This window comes from Klebsiella sp. MISC125 (genome assembly GCF_051131775.1).
In the GTDB taxonomy this organism is placed as follows: Bacteria; Pseudomonadota; Gammaproteobacteria; order Enterobacterales; family Enterobacteriaceae; genus Klebsiella.
In genome coordinates, this window is sequence record NZ_CP180448.1 from 861,864 (window position 1) to 878,572 (window position 16,709).

Sequence of the window (16,709 nt, forward strand, 5' to 3'; positions counted from 1 at the left end):
TCTTCCTGGACCCAGTGGTATGCGTTTTGTTAACGCTCAGGATAGAGGATGAGTGGTGGAAAATGAAGCGAAGAGGGGCGGAAAGCAGGAGATCTTTACGTTGCCTTACGTTTAACGCTTCGCTTACCCGGCTGGATAAGCGAAGCGCGTACTACGCAAGACCGATTACTGGCGGAACGGATTGCTGCCGCTGGTACTGGTGGTGCGTGCTGATGCAGGTTTTGCTGCGGCGGTATTGCTATAGCCGTCAGCGCTGGCATCCTGCTGCGGGTTTTCCGGCGCGACGCTATCCGGTGAAGTAGGAATAGCTTTGCCGAGCGTATTGTTGAGCGCAACCAGGTCCTGCTCGTTCAGCGTACCGAGTGCAGATTTGATGTTCAGTTCGTTAATCAGATAGTTATAACGCGCGCTGGAGAGCTGTTGTTTGGCGTTGTACAGCGTAGTGGTCGCATCCAACACATCAACGATGGTACGGGTACCAACCGAATAACCGGCTTCCATCGCATCCAATGAGCTCTGAGCGGAAACCACGGCCTGTTTGTAAGCGTTGATGCTACTGATCGATGCATTCACGTTGTTAAACGAGGAACGAACGGTCTGCACGACGCTACGGTGGGCGCTTTCCAACTGTTCGCTGGCACCAACGAAGTTGTATTGTGCTTGTTTAACCTGGGAGTTCACCATCCCGCCCTGATACAGCGGCAGATTGAAGCTCAGGCCGATTGTGTTCTGCCCGGCATCTTTATCTGGCGATATATTCTTAGAACCGCTGTACCGGTTATTAGATACCCCGCTGGAAGCGTTCAAATTCAGGGTTGGCATATGACCATCCTGCGCCTGGCGAATCTGTTCACGTGCCAGATCCTGATTCAGGCGAGCCTGCAGCAGCGACAGGTTGCGGTTTTCCGCTTCCTTCAGCAGCGCGTTGACCGCAGACGGCTTGTTGGTTTTAAAACCGTCGACGTTCAGCGAGGCCAGTTCCGGATAGTAGTTACCGGTGACCTGGCGCAGCTCTTCCACTGCGTTATCGAGGTCGTTGCGCGCGGTGACTTCATTCGCCAGCACAGAGTCATACTGTGAACGGGCGTTCTGTACATCAGTGATGGCAACCAGGCCCACGTTAAAACGCTGAGTAGTCTGATCCAACTGGCGGTAAATGGCCTGTTTCTGCGCTTCGGTATAGGAGAGCGTATCAATAGCGGCCAGAACTTTAAAATAGGCCGTTGCGGTGTTCAGGATTAGCGTTTGCTGATCGGTCTGAAAAGTAACGTCCTGAATACCGGCTGATTTTTCCTGCAGCGTCAGCGCATGCCATTTCGACATATCGAACAGGACCTGCGTTAACTGCAACGAGCCGCTGGTGACGTTGGAATTCTGGTCTTTAGAATCACGAAAGCCACTGCTATAGGTATAATCCGCACCCAGACCGAGCTGTGGTAGTAATGGGCTACGCGCTTCGTTGATCTTTTCGAATGCGGCATCACGATCGGCTGCTGATTTACGCAGATCAGGGTTACTGATACGCGCCTGCTGATAAACCTGCATCAGGTTTTCTGCCTGGCTCATGGCACTGAAGCCAGTCAGGCCCAGGCCGATAAGGATGGGAAAGAGTTTCTTCATTTGCATTCCTTGTTGTGAAGCATTTAGCGCTAAGCAAATTCTAAAAATAATCGCTGATTGTATAGAGTCTGTTACCGTAAAAAGTTGGCGTTATGTGCCATGGGGCGGTAATTTGCACCAATCTAACATACGGGCCATAAAACGGTAGCCACATGCCCTATAAATTCATAACTTCATATTCTACAGGATATCGAAATGCGTGACGTCAATCAGCAGGGGATTACCTTCTCTAAAAACGATGTAGAAATTATTGCACGCGAAACGCTTTATCGCGGTTTTTTTTCGCTCGATTTATACCGTTTTCGCCATCGCTTGTTTAATGGTGGCATGAGCGGTGAAGTGACCCGCGAAATTTTTGAGCGCGGGCACGCCGCAGTCTTGCTACCCTTTGACCCGGTGCGTGATGAAGTCGTGCTCGTCGAGCAGATCCGCATTGCCGCGTATGATACTAGCGAGAGCCCGTGGTTGCTCGAGATGGTCGCCGGTATGATAGAAGAAGGAGAGTCTGCTGAAGATGTCGCCCGCCGTGAAGCGGTTGAAGAGGCGGGACTTGATGTTGGGCGAGTAAAACCGGTCCTGAGCTATCTGGCGAGCCCCGGCGGCACCAGCGAAAGGCTATCCATCCTGGTCGGTGAAGTGGATGCGACGACGGCAAAAGGAATTCATGGACTGGCCGACGAAAATGAGGATATTCGGGTGCATGTGGTGAGCCGGGAGCAGGCTTACCAGTGGGTGGAAGAGGGGAAGATCGACAACGCGGCCTCTGTCATCGCGCTGCAATGGCTGCAATTGCATTATCACAATTTACGAAATGAGTGGACAAAATGAAGCGTTATACACCTGACTTCCCTGAAATGATGCGCCTGTGTGAAACCAATTTTGCCCAGTTGCGCCGCTTGCTGCCTCGAACGGATGCGGTGGGTGAGATGGCGAGTTATCAGGTGGGCAATGCGCAATACCGATTAACGATCGTCGAGTCGACCCGCTACACTACATTAGTGGCGATTGAGCAGACGGCGCCGTCGGTGAGCTACTGGAGCCTGCCGTCAATGACGGTACGACTCTATCACGACGCGATGGTCGCTGAAGTGTGTTCAAGTCAGCAGATCTTTCGCTTCAAAGCGCGGTATGATTATCCTAATAAAAAGTTGCATCAACGCGACGAAAAGCATCAAATTAATCAGTTTCTGGCCGACTGGCTGCGTTACTGTTTAGCACATGGAGCGATGGCGATTCCGGTTTGTTAGCGTCGTGAAACCTAAGGACACCATTTGGAAAGCCTGTTAAACCTACCTTTGGCTGGTGAGGCCAGAGTCAGGATCTTACAAATTACTGATACTCACCTGTTTGCTGAAAAACACGAAACGCTGTTAGGCATCAATACCTGGGAAAGCTACCAGGCTGTGCTGGATGCCATCCACGCCTCACAGCGTGAATGCGACCTGATTGTTGCAACGGGCGATCTGGCGCAAGATCACTCTTCCGCGGCTTATCAGCATTTTGCTGAAGGCATCGCGAGTTTTGCTGCACCCTGCGTCTGGCTGCCGGGTAATCATGACTTTCAGCCAGCGATGTATAGCACGCTACAGGAATCCGGAATCTCCCCGGCTAAACGCGTATTACTGGGCGACCATTGGCAAATATTGCTGATGGACAGCCAGGTTTTCGGTGTCCCGCATGGTGAGCTGAGTGATTTTCAACTGGAGTGGCTTGAGCACAAGTTAGCCGAGGTGCCTGAGCGGTACACTTTACTACTGTTACACCACCATCCTGTGCCGTCGGGTTGTGGCTGGCTGGATCAACATAGTCTACGTAATGCCGGGGCGCTTGACTGCGCGTTGGCCGCTTTTCCTCGTGTTAAGCATCTACTGTGCGGTCATATTCATCAGGAACTGGATCTTGACTGGAACGGGCGGCGAATGATGGCAACGCCATCGACCTGTGTGCAGTTTAAGCCGCATAGCGCTAACTTCATGCTGGATATCGTCTCTCCAGGCTGGCGCTGGCTGGAATTACATCCTGACGGCACGTTGACCACTGAAGTTTGTCGCCTTGAGGGCGTTAAATTTCACCCGGATATCGCTTCAGAAGGATACTGATGTCTACGCTTCTCTATTTGCACGGTTTTAATAGTTCACCGCGGTCGGCAAAAGCGACGGCGTTGAAGAATTGGCTGATGCAGACTTATCCTGATATCTCCATGGTGATACCGGAATTGCCCGTTTACCCCGCACAGGCTGCGGAGCATCTGGAAGCTCTGGTGCTGGAACATGGGGGAGAGCCGCTGGGCGTTGTCGGATCATCTTTGGGTGGATATTACGCAACCTGGCTATCGCAGTGTTTTATGCTGCCAGCGGTGGTGGTGAACCCTGCGATACGACCGTTTGAGCTACTGAACAATTTCCTCGGCCCCAATGAGAATCCGTACACAGGGCAGCAATATGTGCTAGAGTCTCGCCATATTTACGATCTTAAAGTCATGCAAATCGACCCGCTGGAAGCACCGGATTTAATCTGGTTACTACAGCAAACGGGTGATGAAGTGCTTGATTACCGCCAGGCCGTTGATTATTTCGCCTCCTGCCGTCAAACGGTGGAGGAGGGCGGTAATCACGCATTTGTTGGCTTTGAAGATCATTTCACTCAGATTATCGATTTTCTGGGCCTGCGTTAAGCGGTTCAGAGCGACCTACGAATACACACCATGACGCAATCTTCTTATAACGCTGATGCCATTGAGGTACTCACCGGGCTAGAGCCGGTTCGCCGCCGCCCTGGGATGTACACCGACACGACACGCCCTAACCATATGGGTCAGGAAGTTATTGATAACAGTGTGGATGAAGCACTGGCTGGTCACGCGAAACGCGTGGAGGTCATTCTTCATGCCGATCAATCGCTGGAGGTTATCGATGACGGACGCGGAATGCCGGTGGATATCCACCCTGAAGAAGGGGTTCCGGCTGTTGAGCTGATTCTTTGCCGTCTGCACGCGGGCGGTAAATTTTCTAATAAGAATTACCAGTTCTCCGGTGGTTTACACGGGGTCGGTATTTCGGTCGTCAACGCCTTGTCGAAACGCGTTGAGGTTAACGTGCGCCGTGACGGCCAAATCTACAGCATCGCCTTTGAAAACGGCGATAAAGTGGAAGACTTACACGTTTCCGGCACCGTCGGCAAACGCAACACCGGGACCAGCGTGCACTTCTGGCCGGACGAAAGCTTTTTTGATAGCCCGCGTTTTTCCGTCTCGCGTCTATCACATTTGTTAAAGGCCAAAGCGGTTTTGTGTCCCGGGGTCGAGATTGTCTTTCGTGACAAGGTCAATGATAGCGAGCAGCGTTGGTGCTATGCCGACGGCCTGACTGACTATCTTTGTGAAGCCGTGAACGGCCTGCCGTTGCTGCCGGAAAAACCGTTCGTCGGCAATTTCTCTGGCGATACTGAAGCGGTAGACTGGGCGCTGTTGTGGCTGCCGGAAGGCGGTGAGCTGCTAACCGAAAGCTACGTCAACCTGATCCCGACCATGCAGGGCGGAACCCACGTTAACGGCCTGCGTCAGGGGCTGCTGGACGCGATGCGCGAGTTTTGCGAATACCGCAATATTCTGCCACGTGGCGTAAAGCTGTCGGCGGAAGATATCTGGGAGCGCTGCGCTTACGTCCTCTCTGTGAAGATGCAGGACCCGCAGTTTGCCGGGCAGACCAAAGAGCGTCTTTCTTCACGTCAGTGTGCGGCGTTTGTTTCTGGGGTGGTTAAAGATGCTTTCAGCCTGTGGCTAAACCAGAACGTACAGTCGGCGGAGCTGCTGGCGGAGATGGCTATCTCCAGTGCCCAGCGTCGTCTGCGTGCGGCGAAAAAAGTGGTACGTAAAAAGCTGACCAGCGGCCCGGCGCTACCCGGCAAGCTGGCGGACTGCACCGCGCAGGATCTGAATCGAACTGAGCTGTTCCTTGTGGAAGGTGACTCCGCAGGCGGTTCCGCCAAGCAAGCACGCGATCGCGAGTATCAGGCGATCATGCCGCTGAAAGGTAAAATCCTGAATACCTGGGAAGTCTCTTCTGATGAAGTTCTGGCGTCTCAGGAAGTGCATGATATTTCGGTCGCCATCGGTATCGATCCGGACAGCGATGACTTAAGCCAACTGCGCTACGGCAAGATTTGTATTCTGGCGGATGCGGACTCCGATGGTTTACACATCGCGACGCTGCTTTGCGCGCTGTTTGTCAGGCACTTCCGCACGCTGGTGAAACACGGTCACGTCTACGTGGCGCTGCCGCCTCTATACCGTATCGACCTGGGTAAAGAGGTTTACTACGCGCTGACAGAAGAAGAGAAAGCGGGCGTGCTGGAGCAACTTAAGCGCAAGAAAGGTAAACCGAACGTACAGCGCTTTAAAGGGCTGGGCGAGATGAACCCGTTACAGTTGCGCGAGACCACGCTGGATCCCAACACCCGTCGCCTGGTGCAGTTGATTGTCAGCGATGAGGACGAGCAGCAGACTACCGCTATGATGGATATGCTGTTGGCCAAGAAGCGTTCAGAGGATCGGCGTAACTGGCTACAAGAAAAAGGCGATCTGGCCGAGTTGGATGGGTAATAAATAGTAAAATGGCCGGTATAACCGGCCGATTTTTTGATGGCTTAAATGCCTGATTCCAGAATACGAATATTCATTTCCAGAACGTCGCCTTTAACGGCTTCACCGTAAGCTTTCATGTGCGGGGTTTGCAGGTGCGCTTCAAGATGTGCGACGCTTTCCCACTGCTCAACCATCACGATGGAATCCGGTGATGTGGTTTGAAAACTGACGCCTGCGGCATGATCCACCAGCGGCGCATAGCCGTGGCAGCCTTCTTCCTGCAGAACAACCGGGGTAATCTTCGCAAACTGATCCAGTACCGCCTGACGATGGTGTTGGCCCGGACGAGTGCGAATTTCAGCGATTACTGTCAACATGGTTAACTCAACTCCTTCTGTGTGTATTCTCATCATACTTCGGGTCGCCGATTTTTGACTGCTCAGCAAGCCGAATGACTTAGAACGTAAGCGTCTAGTTAACCAAAAATTTCTGCCAGATGCTTGCGATATTCTGCGGTATAACGCGGAACATCAGGCATTTTGATCACATCGTTGGCGATGAAGGTCGGCAGGGCGCTCATCCCAAGGAACTGGTTAGCTTTGTGGAACGGCAGATAAACGCCGTCGACGCCGACGCCGTGGAAGAACTGATCTTCATCGGTGAAGGCGTCCATTGGCGCGTTCCAGGTCAGGGATAACATGTACTTTTTGCCCTGAATCAGGCCGCCGGAACCGTATTTCTTGCTGGCATCGGAGCGGGTACGACCATCGCTGGCGTACAGGGCGCCATGGCCTTCGGTAAACACGTCGTCGATGTACTTTTTCACCGTCCACGGCGCGCCCATCCACCAGCCAGGCATCTGCCAGATAACCACATCGGCCCAGAGAAAATTCTGCACTTCTTCTTTAATATCGTATTCGCTCTCGGCGCGGACGACCTTAACATCATGCCCGGCGTCGCGCAGAAAACCATCCGCGACCTCGGTCAGGGTGTCATTCAGTTGGCCGTTAGAGTGGGCGAATTTTTTCGCGCCGTTGATAATCAGAATGTTGCTCATTTTTTATCCTCAAGATTGCAATTTTGTCGCTGATTTTACCCCGCAGGGCGGAGCGGTAAAATGAGCAAAATGTGCAAAGTCTTTTGCTTTTTTAGCAATAATACCGCTACCAGCTAACGCGTGCCTCGAAGCCGCCGCCTCGGGCGTTAGCAAAACTGGCCGTCATGCTGTGCAGCGCGGCGATGCGTTGGACAATAGACAACCCCAGACCGCTACCGGGTTGGTCCTGACCGGGAGGGCGATAAAAGCGCTCGCCAATACGCGCCAGCGCTTCGGCGCTGATGCCGGGGCCGTTGTCGCGTACGCAAAATTCACGTGCATTCAGCGTGATATCGACCTGGCTGCCAGCGGGGCTATAGCGCACGGCGTTGTCCAGAAGATTACGCACCAGCAGGCTCAGTAACAGCGGCTGGCCGGTTCGCATGATGTTGGTGGCGTTCAGATGCAGACGCAACTCAATACCGGCCTGCTGCGCGCTGTGGTACATCTCCATAACCGCCGATTGAAGCAGTTCATCAATAGCGAGCGTCTGGACATCATCAAGCTGCGCCAGCGAATCCAGGCGTGATAAGGTCAGGAGCTGATCGACCAGCCGGGTTGCGCGGTCAATACCCTGATGAAGCTGCGTCAGCGCTTTATCCATACCCTGAGCATCGTCCATAGAGAGCTGAGCGACTTCGGTCTGGACCTTCAGCGCCGCCAGCGGGCTGCGCAGTTCGTGGGCGGCATCGGAGGTGAAGCGCCGCTCACGAGTCAGGGTGTCATGCGTGCGGATAAAGAGCTGATTCAGCGCGTCGACCAGTGGGCGAACTTCACTGGGAACATGATCGGTATTGAGCGTTTCGGCGGAGTCCGGCGCGCGGGCACGTAGCGTGTTGGCCAATTTTTTTAGCGGGGCCAGCTCGCGGCTCAGCAGCGCAATCAGCAGCAGGAACATCAGCGGTAGCGCAACCAGCCAGGGCGTAAGCTGAGAGGTAACGATATCCAGCGCCATCTCACGGCGATAATCCCACTCCTGGCCGACGACGATGCGATGGCGACCGTCGCGGGTGGTGAGCCACAGGAAGCGCCACTCATCGTCATCGTTACGTAAATAGCCGTCGCTGAATCCCTCACGATTCATGCCCCAGGGGATATCCTGGCCGTTTTCACCATCGTTGAGCACCATCTTGCCGTCGGTAGTAAAGATAGCGAAAGCCAGCGCATCGTCGTCGAGATGCCCATGCTTAACTTTCTTTTTTGCCCGCACCTGAGGAGTGAGAGTATGGAGCTCGTCGAAATTCATCGCGCTAAGACGGCGGGCGAACAGGAGCTGCTGGGTATCGAACAGCTTATCCAGCTTATCGGTGGTTTGTTGCCAGGCGATAAAACTGGCAATTCCCCATGCGGCGCTGGTCAGCAGTAGAAAAAGGAGCGTCAGACGGACGCGCAAACTCAATCGGCCCAGTCGTTTCATACATCACCCAGGGTATAGCCGATACCGTGGACGGTGCGGATAAATTCGCTGCCGAGCTTGCGGCGTAGATGATGAACGTGCACTTCTACCGCATTGCTTGAGACGTCGTCATCCCAGTTATAGAGTTTTTCCTCGATAAGTTTGCGTGGTAGGACGCGCCCGGTGTTACGCATTAACAGTTCCAGTAAAGCGAACTCTTTCGGCTTGAGCGGTAGATTTTCGCCATTCAGCGTGGTGGTGAGTCGGGTTGGGTCGAGGACGACGTTGCCATGTCGCAGTTCGCTGCTGCTTTGGCCGTGGGCGCGGCGTATCAGCGCTTCGAGACGCGCAGCGACTTCAATTAACGCAAAAGGTTTGCAAAGATAGTCATCGGCACCGAGCCGTAAGCCTTCGACCCGCTGGCTGAGCGCGTCGCGGGCGGTGAGGATCAGTACCGGTTCATGGCGGCCTTTGTCGCGCCATTCGCGCAGGATATCCAGGCCGTCGATGCCGGGAAGCGTCAGGTCCAGAATAATGGCGTCATAAGGGGCGTTGTACAGCGCGGCTTTCCCCTCTTCACCGCGGGTAAACCAGTCAATGCTGAAGCCCATTTTTGTCAGCCCGACTTTAATGCCGTCGCCAATCAGTTTGTCGTCTTCCACCACTAAAATGCGCATTAGCCTGCTCCTGTGGCCCACTGAGATGAAAGCAGTAAAGCGCGTTGTCACGCGCGCTGTACAGCAATAAAATTTCTTTTTTCCGCTTAAGAAGTTGTTAAGTTTTGCCTTGTGTAATAGTGACGGTATAAACACAAAGGGAGAAAACATGATGAAAAAGTTCGCCGCAATGACCGCTATTATCGCCTTAGTTTCTATGCCAGTTCTGGCTGCTGAACAGGGGGGCTTTTCCGGCCCAGGCTCCACGCAAACCAGCCAGACGACCACGCAAAACGGTGGGTTTATCGGCCCGAACGGTAGCGTAACGACGGTGGCTAATGCCAAATCTCTGCGTGATGACACCTGGGTGACCCTGCGCGGTAAAATCGTCGAGCGTATTTCCGACGACCTGTATAAATTTCAGGACAGCTCCGGCACCGTCAATGTGGATATCGACCATAAACGCTGGAATGGCGTGACCGTGACTCCGCAGGATACGGTAGAGATTCAGGGCGAAGTCGATAAAGACTGGAACTCGGTAGAAATCGACGTGAAGCAGATTCGTAAAGTCACGCCGTAAAGCCCGTTCCCTGAGCCAATCGTATCAGATGGCTCAGGGCTATAATCAGGCATGAGAGAAGGGCAGAATAATTTGTGCCACAGTGAGCATTATCGCATTCGATGTGTATGAGCATCGCAGGGGTAAGCGTATTGTGTTTGCGCTAATTATTGGTCTGGTAAGGAATACCATGAAATCTCATGCATTATTATGGCTGGTCAGCCTGGTAGGCGTTTCTCCTCTGTACGCCGCAGACGTTCCCGCCAATACATCTCTCGCCGCAAAGCAGGTTTTTCGTTACAACAATCATAGCGATCCCGGCACGCTTGACCCGCAAAAAGTTGAAGAGAATACAGCAGCGCAGATTGTGATCGATCTGTTCGAGGGGCTGGTGTGGATGGATAGCGATGGCCGCGTCCAGCCCGGGCAGGCGCAAAGCTGGCAAGTGTCTGATGACGGTAAACGCTATGTGTTTCACCTACGCAAAGATCTCAAATGGTCCGATGGGCAGCCGTTGACCGCTGGCGATTTTGTCGCCGGGTGGCAGCGCGCCGTGGCACCGCAAACCGCCAGCCCTTTTGCCGGATATTTAGCACAAGCGCATATTGAAAATGCGACGCAAATCATGGCAGGTAAAGCTGATGTCAGTGCGTTAGGCGTTCGGGCGATTGACGACACCACGCTGGAGGTGACCCTCACGCAGCCGGTGCCCTGGTTTACGACGATGCTGGCCTGGCCGACGCTATTTCCCGTTCCACAACACGTGATTAAAAAATATGGTGATGCCTGGAGTAAGCCAGAGCACATGGTTTATAACGGCGCGTTTGTGCTGGATAAATGGGTAGTAAATGAAAAAATTGTGGCCCGTAAAAATCCGCATTATTGGGATGCGCAGCATACCGTATTGCAGCAGGTAGATTATCTGGCCCTGGATAACGCCGTCACCGGCTACAACCGTTATCGCGCTGGAGAAGTCGATTTAACCTGGGTTCCCGCCCAGCAGATCCCGGCCATTCAGAAGGAGCGGCCCGGCGAGCTGCAAATCATTCCACGGCTCAATAGCGAGTACTACAACTTCAATACTCGCAAAGCGCCGTTTGACGATGTACGCGTGCGTCGGGCGCTCTATCTGACGGTCGATCGTGCGCTAATTGCGCAAAAAGTCCTGGGATTACGCACGCCAGCAACCACCTTAACGCCACCACAGGTCGATGGGTTTAATGCGCCGGTTCTGGCAGAGCTGCAGCAGCCGATGAACGAACGAGCCGTAACGGCCCAGGCGCTGCTCAAGCAAGCGGGTTATGACGCTGCGCACCCGCTGCGTTTTGAGCTGTTTTATAACAAATACGATTTACACGAAAAAACCGCCATTGCGCTCTCTTCAGAATGGAAAAAGTGGCTGGGCGCGGATGTGAAGCTGCGTTCGATGGAGTGGAAAACCTACCTCGATGCCCGCCGCGCAGGAGACTTTATGCTGTCGCGCCAGTCGTGGGATGCGACCTGGAATGAAGCGTCGACGTTTCTCAATACCTTAACCAGCACCAGCGAGGACAACGTCGGACACTGGCAGAATGCGCAGTACGACGCGCTACTGGAGCAGGCGGCGAAGACTGCTGATGCACAAAAACGCAATGCGCTTTATCAGCAAGCGGAAATGATCATCAACCAGCAGGCACCGTTGATCCCTATCTACTATCAGCCGATGATTAAACTGCTAAAACCATATGTTGGTGGTTTCCCATTACATAATCCGCAGGATTACGTTTACAGCAAAGAGCTGTACATCAAAGCGTACTGATTTTACCGCCGTCAGGTGTTTTTCGGCGGCGGTAAACTATCGAACTCTTGTGACTCGACGCGCCAGATAAGGTACTATCTGCGGCAATATTGCCCCTTAGATGGTTGGCTTTTAGTTGAGGAATTACGATTAATGAGCGATATGGCAGAGCGCCTTGCGCTACATGAATTTACGGAAAACGCCTACCTGAACTATTCCATGTACGTCATCATGGACAGGGCGCTGCCGTTTATTGGCGATGGCCTGAAGCCGGTCCAGCGTCGCATCGTCTATGCGATGTCTGAACTGGGGCTGAACGCTAGCGCGAAGTTCAAAAAGTCCGCCCGTACCGTCGGCGACGTGTTGGGTAAATATCACCCGCACGGCGATAGCGCATGCTATGAAGCGATGGTGCTGATGGCTCAGCCGTTCTCTTACCGCTACCCGCTGGTAGACGGTCAAGGGAACTGGGGCGCGCCGGACGATCCGAAATCCTTCGCCGCGATGCGTTATACCGAGTCCCGTTTGTCGAAGTATGCTGAGCTGCTGCTGAGCGAACTGGGGCAGGGCACCGTCGACTGGGTTCCAAACTTCGACGGCACCATGCAGGAGCCGAAAATGCTGCCTGCGCGTCTGCCAAACATTCTACTGAACGGCACTACCGGCATTGCCGTCGGGATGGCGACGGATATTCCGCCGCATAACCTGCGCGAAGTGGCCAGGGCGGCGATCACCCTGATTGAAAAACCACAGACTTCGCTGGATGAGCTGCTGGATATCGTGCAGGGGCCGGATTACCCGACGGAAGCGGAAATCATTACTCCGCGTGCCGAGATCCGCAAAATCTACCAGAACGGCCGTGGCTCCGTGCGCATGCGTGCGGTGTGGACCAAAGAGGACGGCGCGGTGGTGATTAACGCCCTGCCGCACCAGGTCTCTGGCGCAAAAGTGCTGGAGCAAATCGCCGCCCAGATGCGTAATAAGAAGCTGCCGATGGTCGATGACCTGCGCGACGAATCGGATCACGAAAACCCGACCCGTCTGGTGATCGTCCCGCGTTCCAACCGCGTTGATATGGAGCAGGTGATGAACCACCTGTTCGCGACGACCGATCTGGAAAAGAGCTATCGTATCAACCTGAATATGATAGGTCTGGATAACCGCCCGGCGGTGAAAAACCTGCTGGAAATCCTCTCTGAATGGCTGACCTTCCGTCGCGATACCGTACGTCGTCGTCTGAGCTACCGTCTGGAGAAAGTCCTCAAGCGCCTGCATATCCTTGAAGGTTTGCTGGTAGCGTTCCTCAATATCGATGAAGTTATCGAAATTATCCGCCACGAAGATGAACCGAAGCCGGCCCTGATGTCGCGTTTCGGCATTAGCGAAACCCAGGCGGAAGCGATTCTGGAGTTAAAACTGCGCCATCTCGCCAAGCTGGAAGAGATGAAGATTCGCGGTGAGCAGAACGAGCTGGAAAAAGAACGCGACCACTTGCAGTCTATTCTGGCCTCTGAACGTAAGATGAATAACCTGCTGAAGAAAGAGCTGCAGGCTGATGCCGACGCCTTTGGTGACGAGCGTCGCTCGCCGCTGCGCGAGCGTGAAGAAGCGAAGGCGATGAGCGAGCACGACATGCTGCCGTCAGAGCCTGTGACTATCGTGCTGTCGCAGAGCGGTTGGGTGCGTAGCGCCAAAGGTCATGATATCGACGCGCCGGGGCTGAACTATAAAGCCGGTGATAGCTTCAAATCGGCCGTGAAAGGCAAAAGTAATCAACCAGTGGTGTTTATTGATACTACCGGGCGTAGCTATGCGGTTGACCCGATCACCTTGCCGTCCGCCCGTGGTCAGGGCGAGCCGCTCACCGGCAAGCTGACGCTGCCGCCGGGCGCGACGGTTGAACATATGCTGATGGAGTCCGACGAGCAGAAGCTGCTGATGGCTTCCGATGCAGGCTACGGCTTCATTTGTACCTTTAACGACCTGGTTGCTCGCAACCGCGCCGGTAAGACGTTGATTAGCCTTCCGGATAACGCGCACGTGATGCCGCCGCTGGTTATTGAGGATGAATCCGATATGCTGCTGGCCATCACTGCTGCCGGGCGTATGCTGATGTTCCCGGTCAGCGATTTGCCGCAGTTGTCGAAAGGTAAAGGTAACAAGATTATCAATATTCCGTCGGCAGAAGCGGCTTCCGGTCAGGATAGCCTGGCGCATCTGTTTGTTCTGCCGCCGCAAAGTACGCTGACTATTCATGTCGGTAAGCGGAAAATTAAACTGCGTCCGGAAGAACTGCAGAAAGTTACCGGCGAGCGCGGTCGTCGCGGTTCTCTGATGCGCGGACTGCAGAAAATTGACCGGGTGGACATCGATTCACCGCGTCGCCCTTCAACAGGCGACAGTGAAGAGTAGAGTAAAGTGAGCCTTCCTCGCGGTTAAGTGAGGAAGGCGAATATTTGCCGCAAAATCGTTGTTTATTCAGGCATTGCGATTAACAATATCCACAAAATCATTCAAGATGCTCAATGCGCTTTGCCATGATTTCCGGTGCCTGCAATCTGCGAAACAGCGAGTCATACACAAAATCATTCAGGATGCATCGAGGCGGCAAGTGAGGAAATCCCTGGAGCATAGACAGCTATGTGACTGGGGTTTCCGAGCGTCGCCAACAAAGAGGCAGTTTGAAGGATGATGTGTATAATTCTAAGCGGTTTGGGTTTTAGAGGTAGCTATGCTATTTATTTTTCGACTAATTATCGTTGTCATCTATTGTCTTCTGGTCTCCATATTCGGCTGTATTTACTGTCTGTTCAGTCCGCGTAATCCTAAACATGTTGCGACCTTCGGCCATCTGTTTGGCAAGCTATCGCCGGTGTTCGGCCTGAAGGTAGAGCTGCGCAAGCCTGCGGATGCGGAAAGCTACGGCAAGGCCATCTATATCGCTAACCACCAGAACAATTATGATATGGTGACGGCATCGAAAATCGTGCAGCCGCCGACGGTAACCGTGGGTAAAAAGAGCCTGGCGTGGATCCCGTTTTTCGGTCAGCTCTACTGGTTGACGGGGAATCTGCTGATTGACCGTAACAACCGGGCAAAAGCGCACGGCACCATTGCGGAAGTCGTGAACGCGTTTAAAGAACGTAACGTCTCTTTCTGGATGTTCCCGGAAGGGACGCGCAGCCGTGGTCGTGGCCTGCTGCCTTTTAAAACCGGTGCCTTTCATGCGGCGATTGCCGCTGGCGTGCCGATTATTCCAGTGTGCGTGTCCAATACATCGAATAAGATTAACCTCAATCGCCTGAACAATGGTCTGGTGATTGTAGAAATGCTGCCGCCGGTTGATACCAGCCAGTATGGGAAAGATGGCGTTCGCGCGCTGGCGACGCATTGTCGCGAGCTGATGGCCGCCAAAATTGCCGAGCTGGACAAAGAAGTTGCTGAGCGCGAAGCAGCAGGAAAGAAATAACACAGGAAACGCCGCAAATAGCAGGCGTATTGCTGGCGGGAAACGAATTCCCTTATTGATTAGTCAGTATCTCACGGAGTTAATATGTCACTCAGTCGGCGTCAGTTTATTAAGGCTTCAGGCGTTGCGCTGTGCGCAGGCGCTGCGCCACTGAAGGCACAGGCCGCTGGCCAGCAGCCTGCGTTGCCGATCCCTCCGCTGCTGGAGTCCCGGCGCGGTCAGCCGCTGTTTTTGACTCTCCAACGTGCGCACTGGTCGTTCACACCCGGCACCCGTGCGTCGGTATGGGGCATCAACGGTCGCTATATGGGGCCGACCATTCGCGTCTGGAATGGCGACGACGTGAAGCTGATTTACAGCAACCGGTTAACGGAAAACGTCGCGATGACGATCCGTGGCCTGCAGGTTCCTGGGCCGCTAATCGGTGGCGCGGCGCGCATGATGTCAGCCAACGCTGACTGGGCTCCGGTGCTGCCAATTCGTCAAAGCGCGGCGACGTTGTGGTATCAAGCCAACACACCAAATCATATGGCGAAACAGGTCTACAACGGCCTCGCCGGGATGTGGCTGGTGGAAGATGACGTCAGTAAAAACCTGCCGATCCCTAATCACTATGGCGTTGATGATTTCCCGGTGATTATCCAGGACAAGCGTCTGGATAACTTTGGTACGCCGGAATACAGCGAACCCGGCAGCGGCGGCTTTGTCGGCGATACGCTGTTGGTAAACGGCGTGCAAGGTCCATTCGTTGAGGTATCGCGCGGCTGGGTACGACTGCGCTTGCTGAATGCTTCCAACTCTCGCCGTTATCAGCTACAGATGAGCGACGGCCGTTTGCTGCACGTTATCTCTGGCGATCAGGGGCTGCTCCCCGCACCGGTTTCGCTCAAGCAGCTGTCGCTGGCTCCCGGCGAGCGGCGAGAAATTCTGGTCGATATGACCAACGGCGATGAAGTGTCGATTACCTGTGGTGAAGCGGCAAGCATCGTCGATCGTATTCGCGGCTTCTTCGAGCCGTCGAGTATCCTGATTTCTACACTTATCCTGACCCTGCGCCCGACAGGTCTGCTGCCGCTGGTGACCGATAGTTTGCCGGTGCGTTTGCTACCGACGGAAATCCTGACCGGTGCGCCGATTCGCAGCCGGGACATTAGCCTGGGCGACGATCCGGGCATTAACGGCCAGCTGTGGGATCCGCAGCGTATCGACATTACTGCTCAGCAGGGAACCTGGGAGCGCTGGACGGTGCGTGCCGACCGACCGCAATCCTTCCATATTGAAGGGGTGATGTTCCAGGTGCGTAACGTCAACGGCTCCGCGCCTTTCCCGGAAGACCGTGGCTGGAAAGATACCGTCTGGGTCGATGGACAAGTGGAGCTGCTGGTGTACTACGCCCAGCCTTCCTGGCCGCATTTCCCGTTCCAGTACTTAAGCCAGACGCTGGAGCTTGCTGACCGTGGCTCAATTGGCCAGATGCTGGTGAATCCAGCACCGTAATTTACATTGTCCCGGCAGGATCCCTGCTGGGACCAGAAAAACCTCCTTCATTTCTCC

At 54.1% G+C, this 16,709-nt stretch carries 15 protein-coding genes; 10 read left to right on the forward strand and 5 right to left on the reverse strand.

Annotated features, from left to right (window positions below):
- Positions 1–165: 165 nt before the first annotated feature.
- Positions 166–1,620: an outer membrane channel protein TolC gene (gene tolC, locus ACMYSL_RS04135; protein ID WP_434661461.1), complete on the reverse strand. Its 1,455-nt coding sequence runs from the start codon at positions 1,618–1,620 to the stop codon at positions 166–168.
- Between the two features lie 195 nt (positions 1,621–1,815).
- On the opposite strand from tolC, the gene nudF reads away from it, so the two are divergent.
- Genes nudF through parE form a run of 5 tightly spaced genes read left to right on the forward strand, consistent with a single transcriptional unit; the run spans position 1,816 to position 6,220 of the window.
- On the forward strand, positions 1,816–2,448 hold the full coding sequence (nudF, locus tag ACMYSL_RS04140; RefSeq protein WP_112213709.1) for an ADP-ribose diphosphatase: 633 nt from the start codon (positions 1,816–1,818) through the stop codon (positions 2,446–2,448).
- Complete coding sequence (locus tag ACMYSL_RS04145; RefSeq protein WP_110273032.1) at positions 2,445–2,867, forward strand: DUF1249 family protein; 423 nt, start codon at positions 2,445–2,447, stop codon at positions 2,865–2,867. Before nudF ends, ACMYSL_RS04145 begins: the two co-directional genes overlap by 4 nt.
- A 24-nt stretch (positions 2,868–2,891) precedes the next feature.
- Positions 2,892–3,719 (forward strand): 3',5'-cyclic-AMP phosphodiesterase, encoded by an 828-nt coding sequence (cpdA, locus tag ACMYSL_RS04150; protein ID WP_181484838.1) that lies wholly within the window; start codon positions 2,892–2,894, stop codon positions 3,717–3,719.
- Positions 3,719–4,294, forward strand: a complete 576-nt coding sequence (gene yqiA, locus ACMYSL_RS04155; RefSeq protein ID WP_110273034.1) for an esterase YqiA — start codon at positions 3,719–3,721, stop codon at positions 4,292–4,294. The genes cpdA and yqiA overlap by 1 nt, the downstream gene beginning before the upstream one ends.
- A 30-nt stretch (positions 4,295–4,324) precedes the next feature.
- Positions 4,325–6,220: a DNA topoisomerase IV subunit B gene (gene parE, locus ACMYSL_RS04160; RefSeq protein WP_110273035.1), complete on the forward strand. Its 1,896-nt coding sequence runs from the start codon at positions 4,325–4,327 to the stop codon at positions 6,218–6,220.
- A gap of 44 nt (positions 6,221–6,264) precedes the next feature.
- Here parE and ACMYSL_RS04165 read toward each other — a convergent pair whose 3' ends face one another.
- The 4 genes from ACMYSL_RS04165 to qseB form a co-directional block, all read right to left on the reverse strand.
- The gene (locus ACMYSL_RS04165; RefSeq protein WP_110273036.1) at positions 6,265–6,579 is read right to left on the reverse strand and encodes a putative quinol monooxygenase; all 315 of its coding nucleotides are present in this window, start codon (positions 6,577–6,579) and stop codon (positions 6,265–6,267) included.
- 98 nt (positions 6,580–6,677) lie between these two features.
- On the reverse strand, positions 6,678–7,259 hold the full coding sequence (locus ACMYSL_RS04170) for an NAD(P)H-dependent oxidoreductase (protein WP_110273037.1): 582 nt from the start codon (positions 7,257–7,259) through the stop codon (positions 6,678–6,680).
- A 106-nt stretch (positions 7,260–7,365) separates the two neighbouring features.
- On the reverse strand, positions 7,366–8,715 hold the full coding sequence (qseC, locus tag ACMYSL_RS04175; RefSeq protein ID WP_434661466.1) for a quorum sensing histidine kinase QseC: 1,350 nt from the start codon (positions 8,713–8,715) through the stop codon (positions 7,366–7,368).
- Positions 8,712–9,371: a quorum sensing response regulator transcription factor QseB gene (gene qseB / locus ACMYSL_RS04180; protein WP_434661468.1), complete on the reverse strand. Its 660-nt coding sequence runs from the start codon at positions 9,369–9,371 to the stop codon at positions 8,712–8,714. The genes qseC and qseB overlap by 4 nt, the downstream gene beginning before the upstream one ends.
- Positions 9,372–9,522: 151 nt before the next feature.
- On the opposite strand from qseB, the gene ACMYSL_RS04185 reads away from it, so the two are divergent.
- The 5 genes from ACMYSL_RS04185 to ftsP all read left to right on the forward strand — a co-directional run bounded on the left by ACMYSL_RS04185 (position 9,523) and on the right by ftsP (position 16,652).
- Positions 9,523–9,930, forward strand: a complete 408-nt coding sequence (locus tag ACMYSL_RS04185) for a YgiW/YdeI family stress tolerance OB fold protein (RefSeq protein WP_110273108.1) — start codon at positions 9,523–9,525, stop codon at positions 9,928–9,930.
- Positions 9,931–10,099: 169 nt separating this feature from the next.
- Positions 10,100–11,707, forward strand: coding sequence for an ABC transporter substrate-binding protein (locus ACMYSL_RS04190; protein ID WP_434661470.1), 1,608 nt, complete (start codon positions 10,100–10,102; stop codon positions 11,705–11,707).
- Positions 11,708–11,839: 132 nt separating this feature from the next.
- Positions 11,840–14,098: a DNA topoisomerase IV subunit A gene (gene parC, locus ACMYSL_RS04195; protein WP_304253640.1), complete on the forward strand. Its 2,259-nt coding sequence runs from the start codon at positions 11,840–11,842 to the stop codon at positions 14,096–14,098.
- 319 nt (positions 14,099–14,417) lie between these two features.
- Entirely contained in the window at positions 14,418–15,155 is a 738-nt protein-coding gene (gene plsC, locus ACMYSL_RS04200) for a 1-acylglycerol-3-phosphate O-acyltransferase (RefSeq protein ID WP_112213717.1), read from the forward strand.
- 84 nt (positions 15,156–15,239) lie between these two features.
- A complete protein-coding gene (ftsP, locus tag ACMYSL_RS04205; protein ID WP_182234962.1) occupies positions 15,240–16,652 on the forward strand; it encodes a cell division protein FtsP in 1,413 nt (470 codons plus the stop codon).
- Positions 16,653–16,709: the final 57 nt, after the last annotated feature.

Coding starts and splice junctions, on each gene's coding strand:
- plsC (WP_112213717.1), top strand. CDS start 14,418: ATGCTATTTATTTTTCGACTAATTATCGTTGTCATCTATTGTCTTCTG.
- qseC (WP_434661466.1), bottom strand. CDS start 8,715: ATGAAACGACTGGGCCGATTGAGTTTGCGCGTCCGTCTGACGCTCCTT.
- parC (WP_304253640.1), top strand. CDS start 11,840: ATGAGCGATATGGCAGAGCGCCTTGCGCTACATGAATTTACGGAAAAC.
- ACMYSL_RS04165 (WP_110273036.1), bottom strand. CDS start 6,579: ATGTTGACAGTAATCGCTGAAATTCGCACTCGTCCGGGCCAACACCAT.
- parE (WP_110273035.1), top strand. CDS start 4,325: ATGACGCAATCTTCTTATAACGCTGATGCCATTGAGGTACTCACCGGG.
- ACMYSL_RS04170 (WP_110273037.1), bottom strand. CDS start 7,259: ATGAGCAACATTCTGATTATCAACGGCGCGAAAAAATTCGCCCACTCT.
- ACMYSL_RS04145 (WP_110273032.1), top strand. CDS start 2,445: ATGAAGCGTTATACACCTGACTTCCCTGAAATGATGCGCCTGTGTGAA.
- ACMYSL_RS04190 (WP_434661470.1), top strand. CDS start 10,100: ATGAAATCTCATGCATTATTATGGCTGGTCAGCCTGGTAGGCGTTTCT.
- nudF (WP_112213709.1), top strand. CDS start 1,816: ATGCGTGACGTCAATCAGCAGGGGATTACCTTCTCTAAAAACGATGTA.
- ACMYSL_RS04185 (WP_110273108.1), top strand. CDS start 9,523: ATGAAAAAGTTCGCCGCAATGACCGCTATTATCGCCTTAGTTTCTATG.
- yqiA (WP_110273034.1), top strand. CDS start 3,719: ATGTCTACGCTTCTCTATTTGCACGGTTTTAATAGTTCACCGCGGTCG.
- qseB (WP_434661468.1), bottom strand. CDS start 9,371: ATGCGCATTTTAGTGGTGGAAGACGACAAACTGATTGGCGACGGCATT.
- ftsP (WP_182234962.1), top strand. CDS start 15,240: ATGTCACTCAGTCGGCGTCAGTTTATTAAGGCTTCAGGCGTTGCGCTG.
- tolC (WP_434661461.1), bottom strand. CDS start 1,620: ATGAAGAAACTCTTTCCCATCCTTATCGGCCTGGGCCTGACTGGCTTC.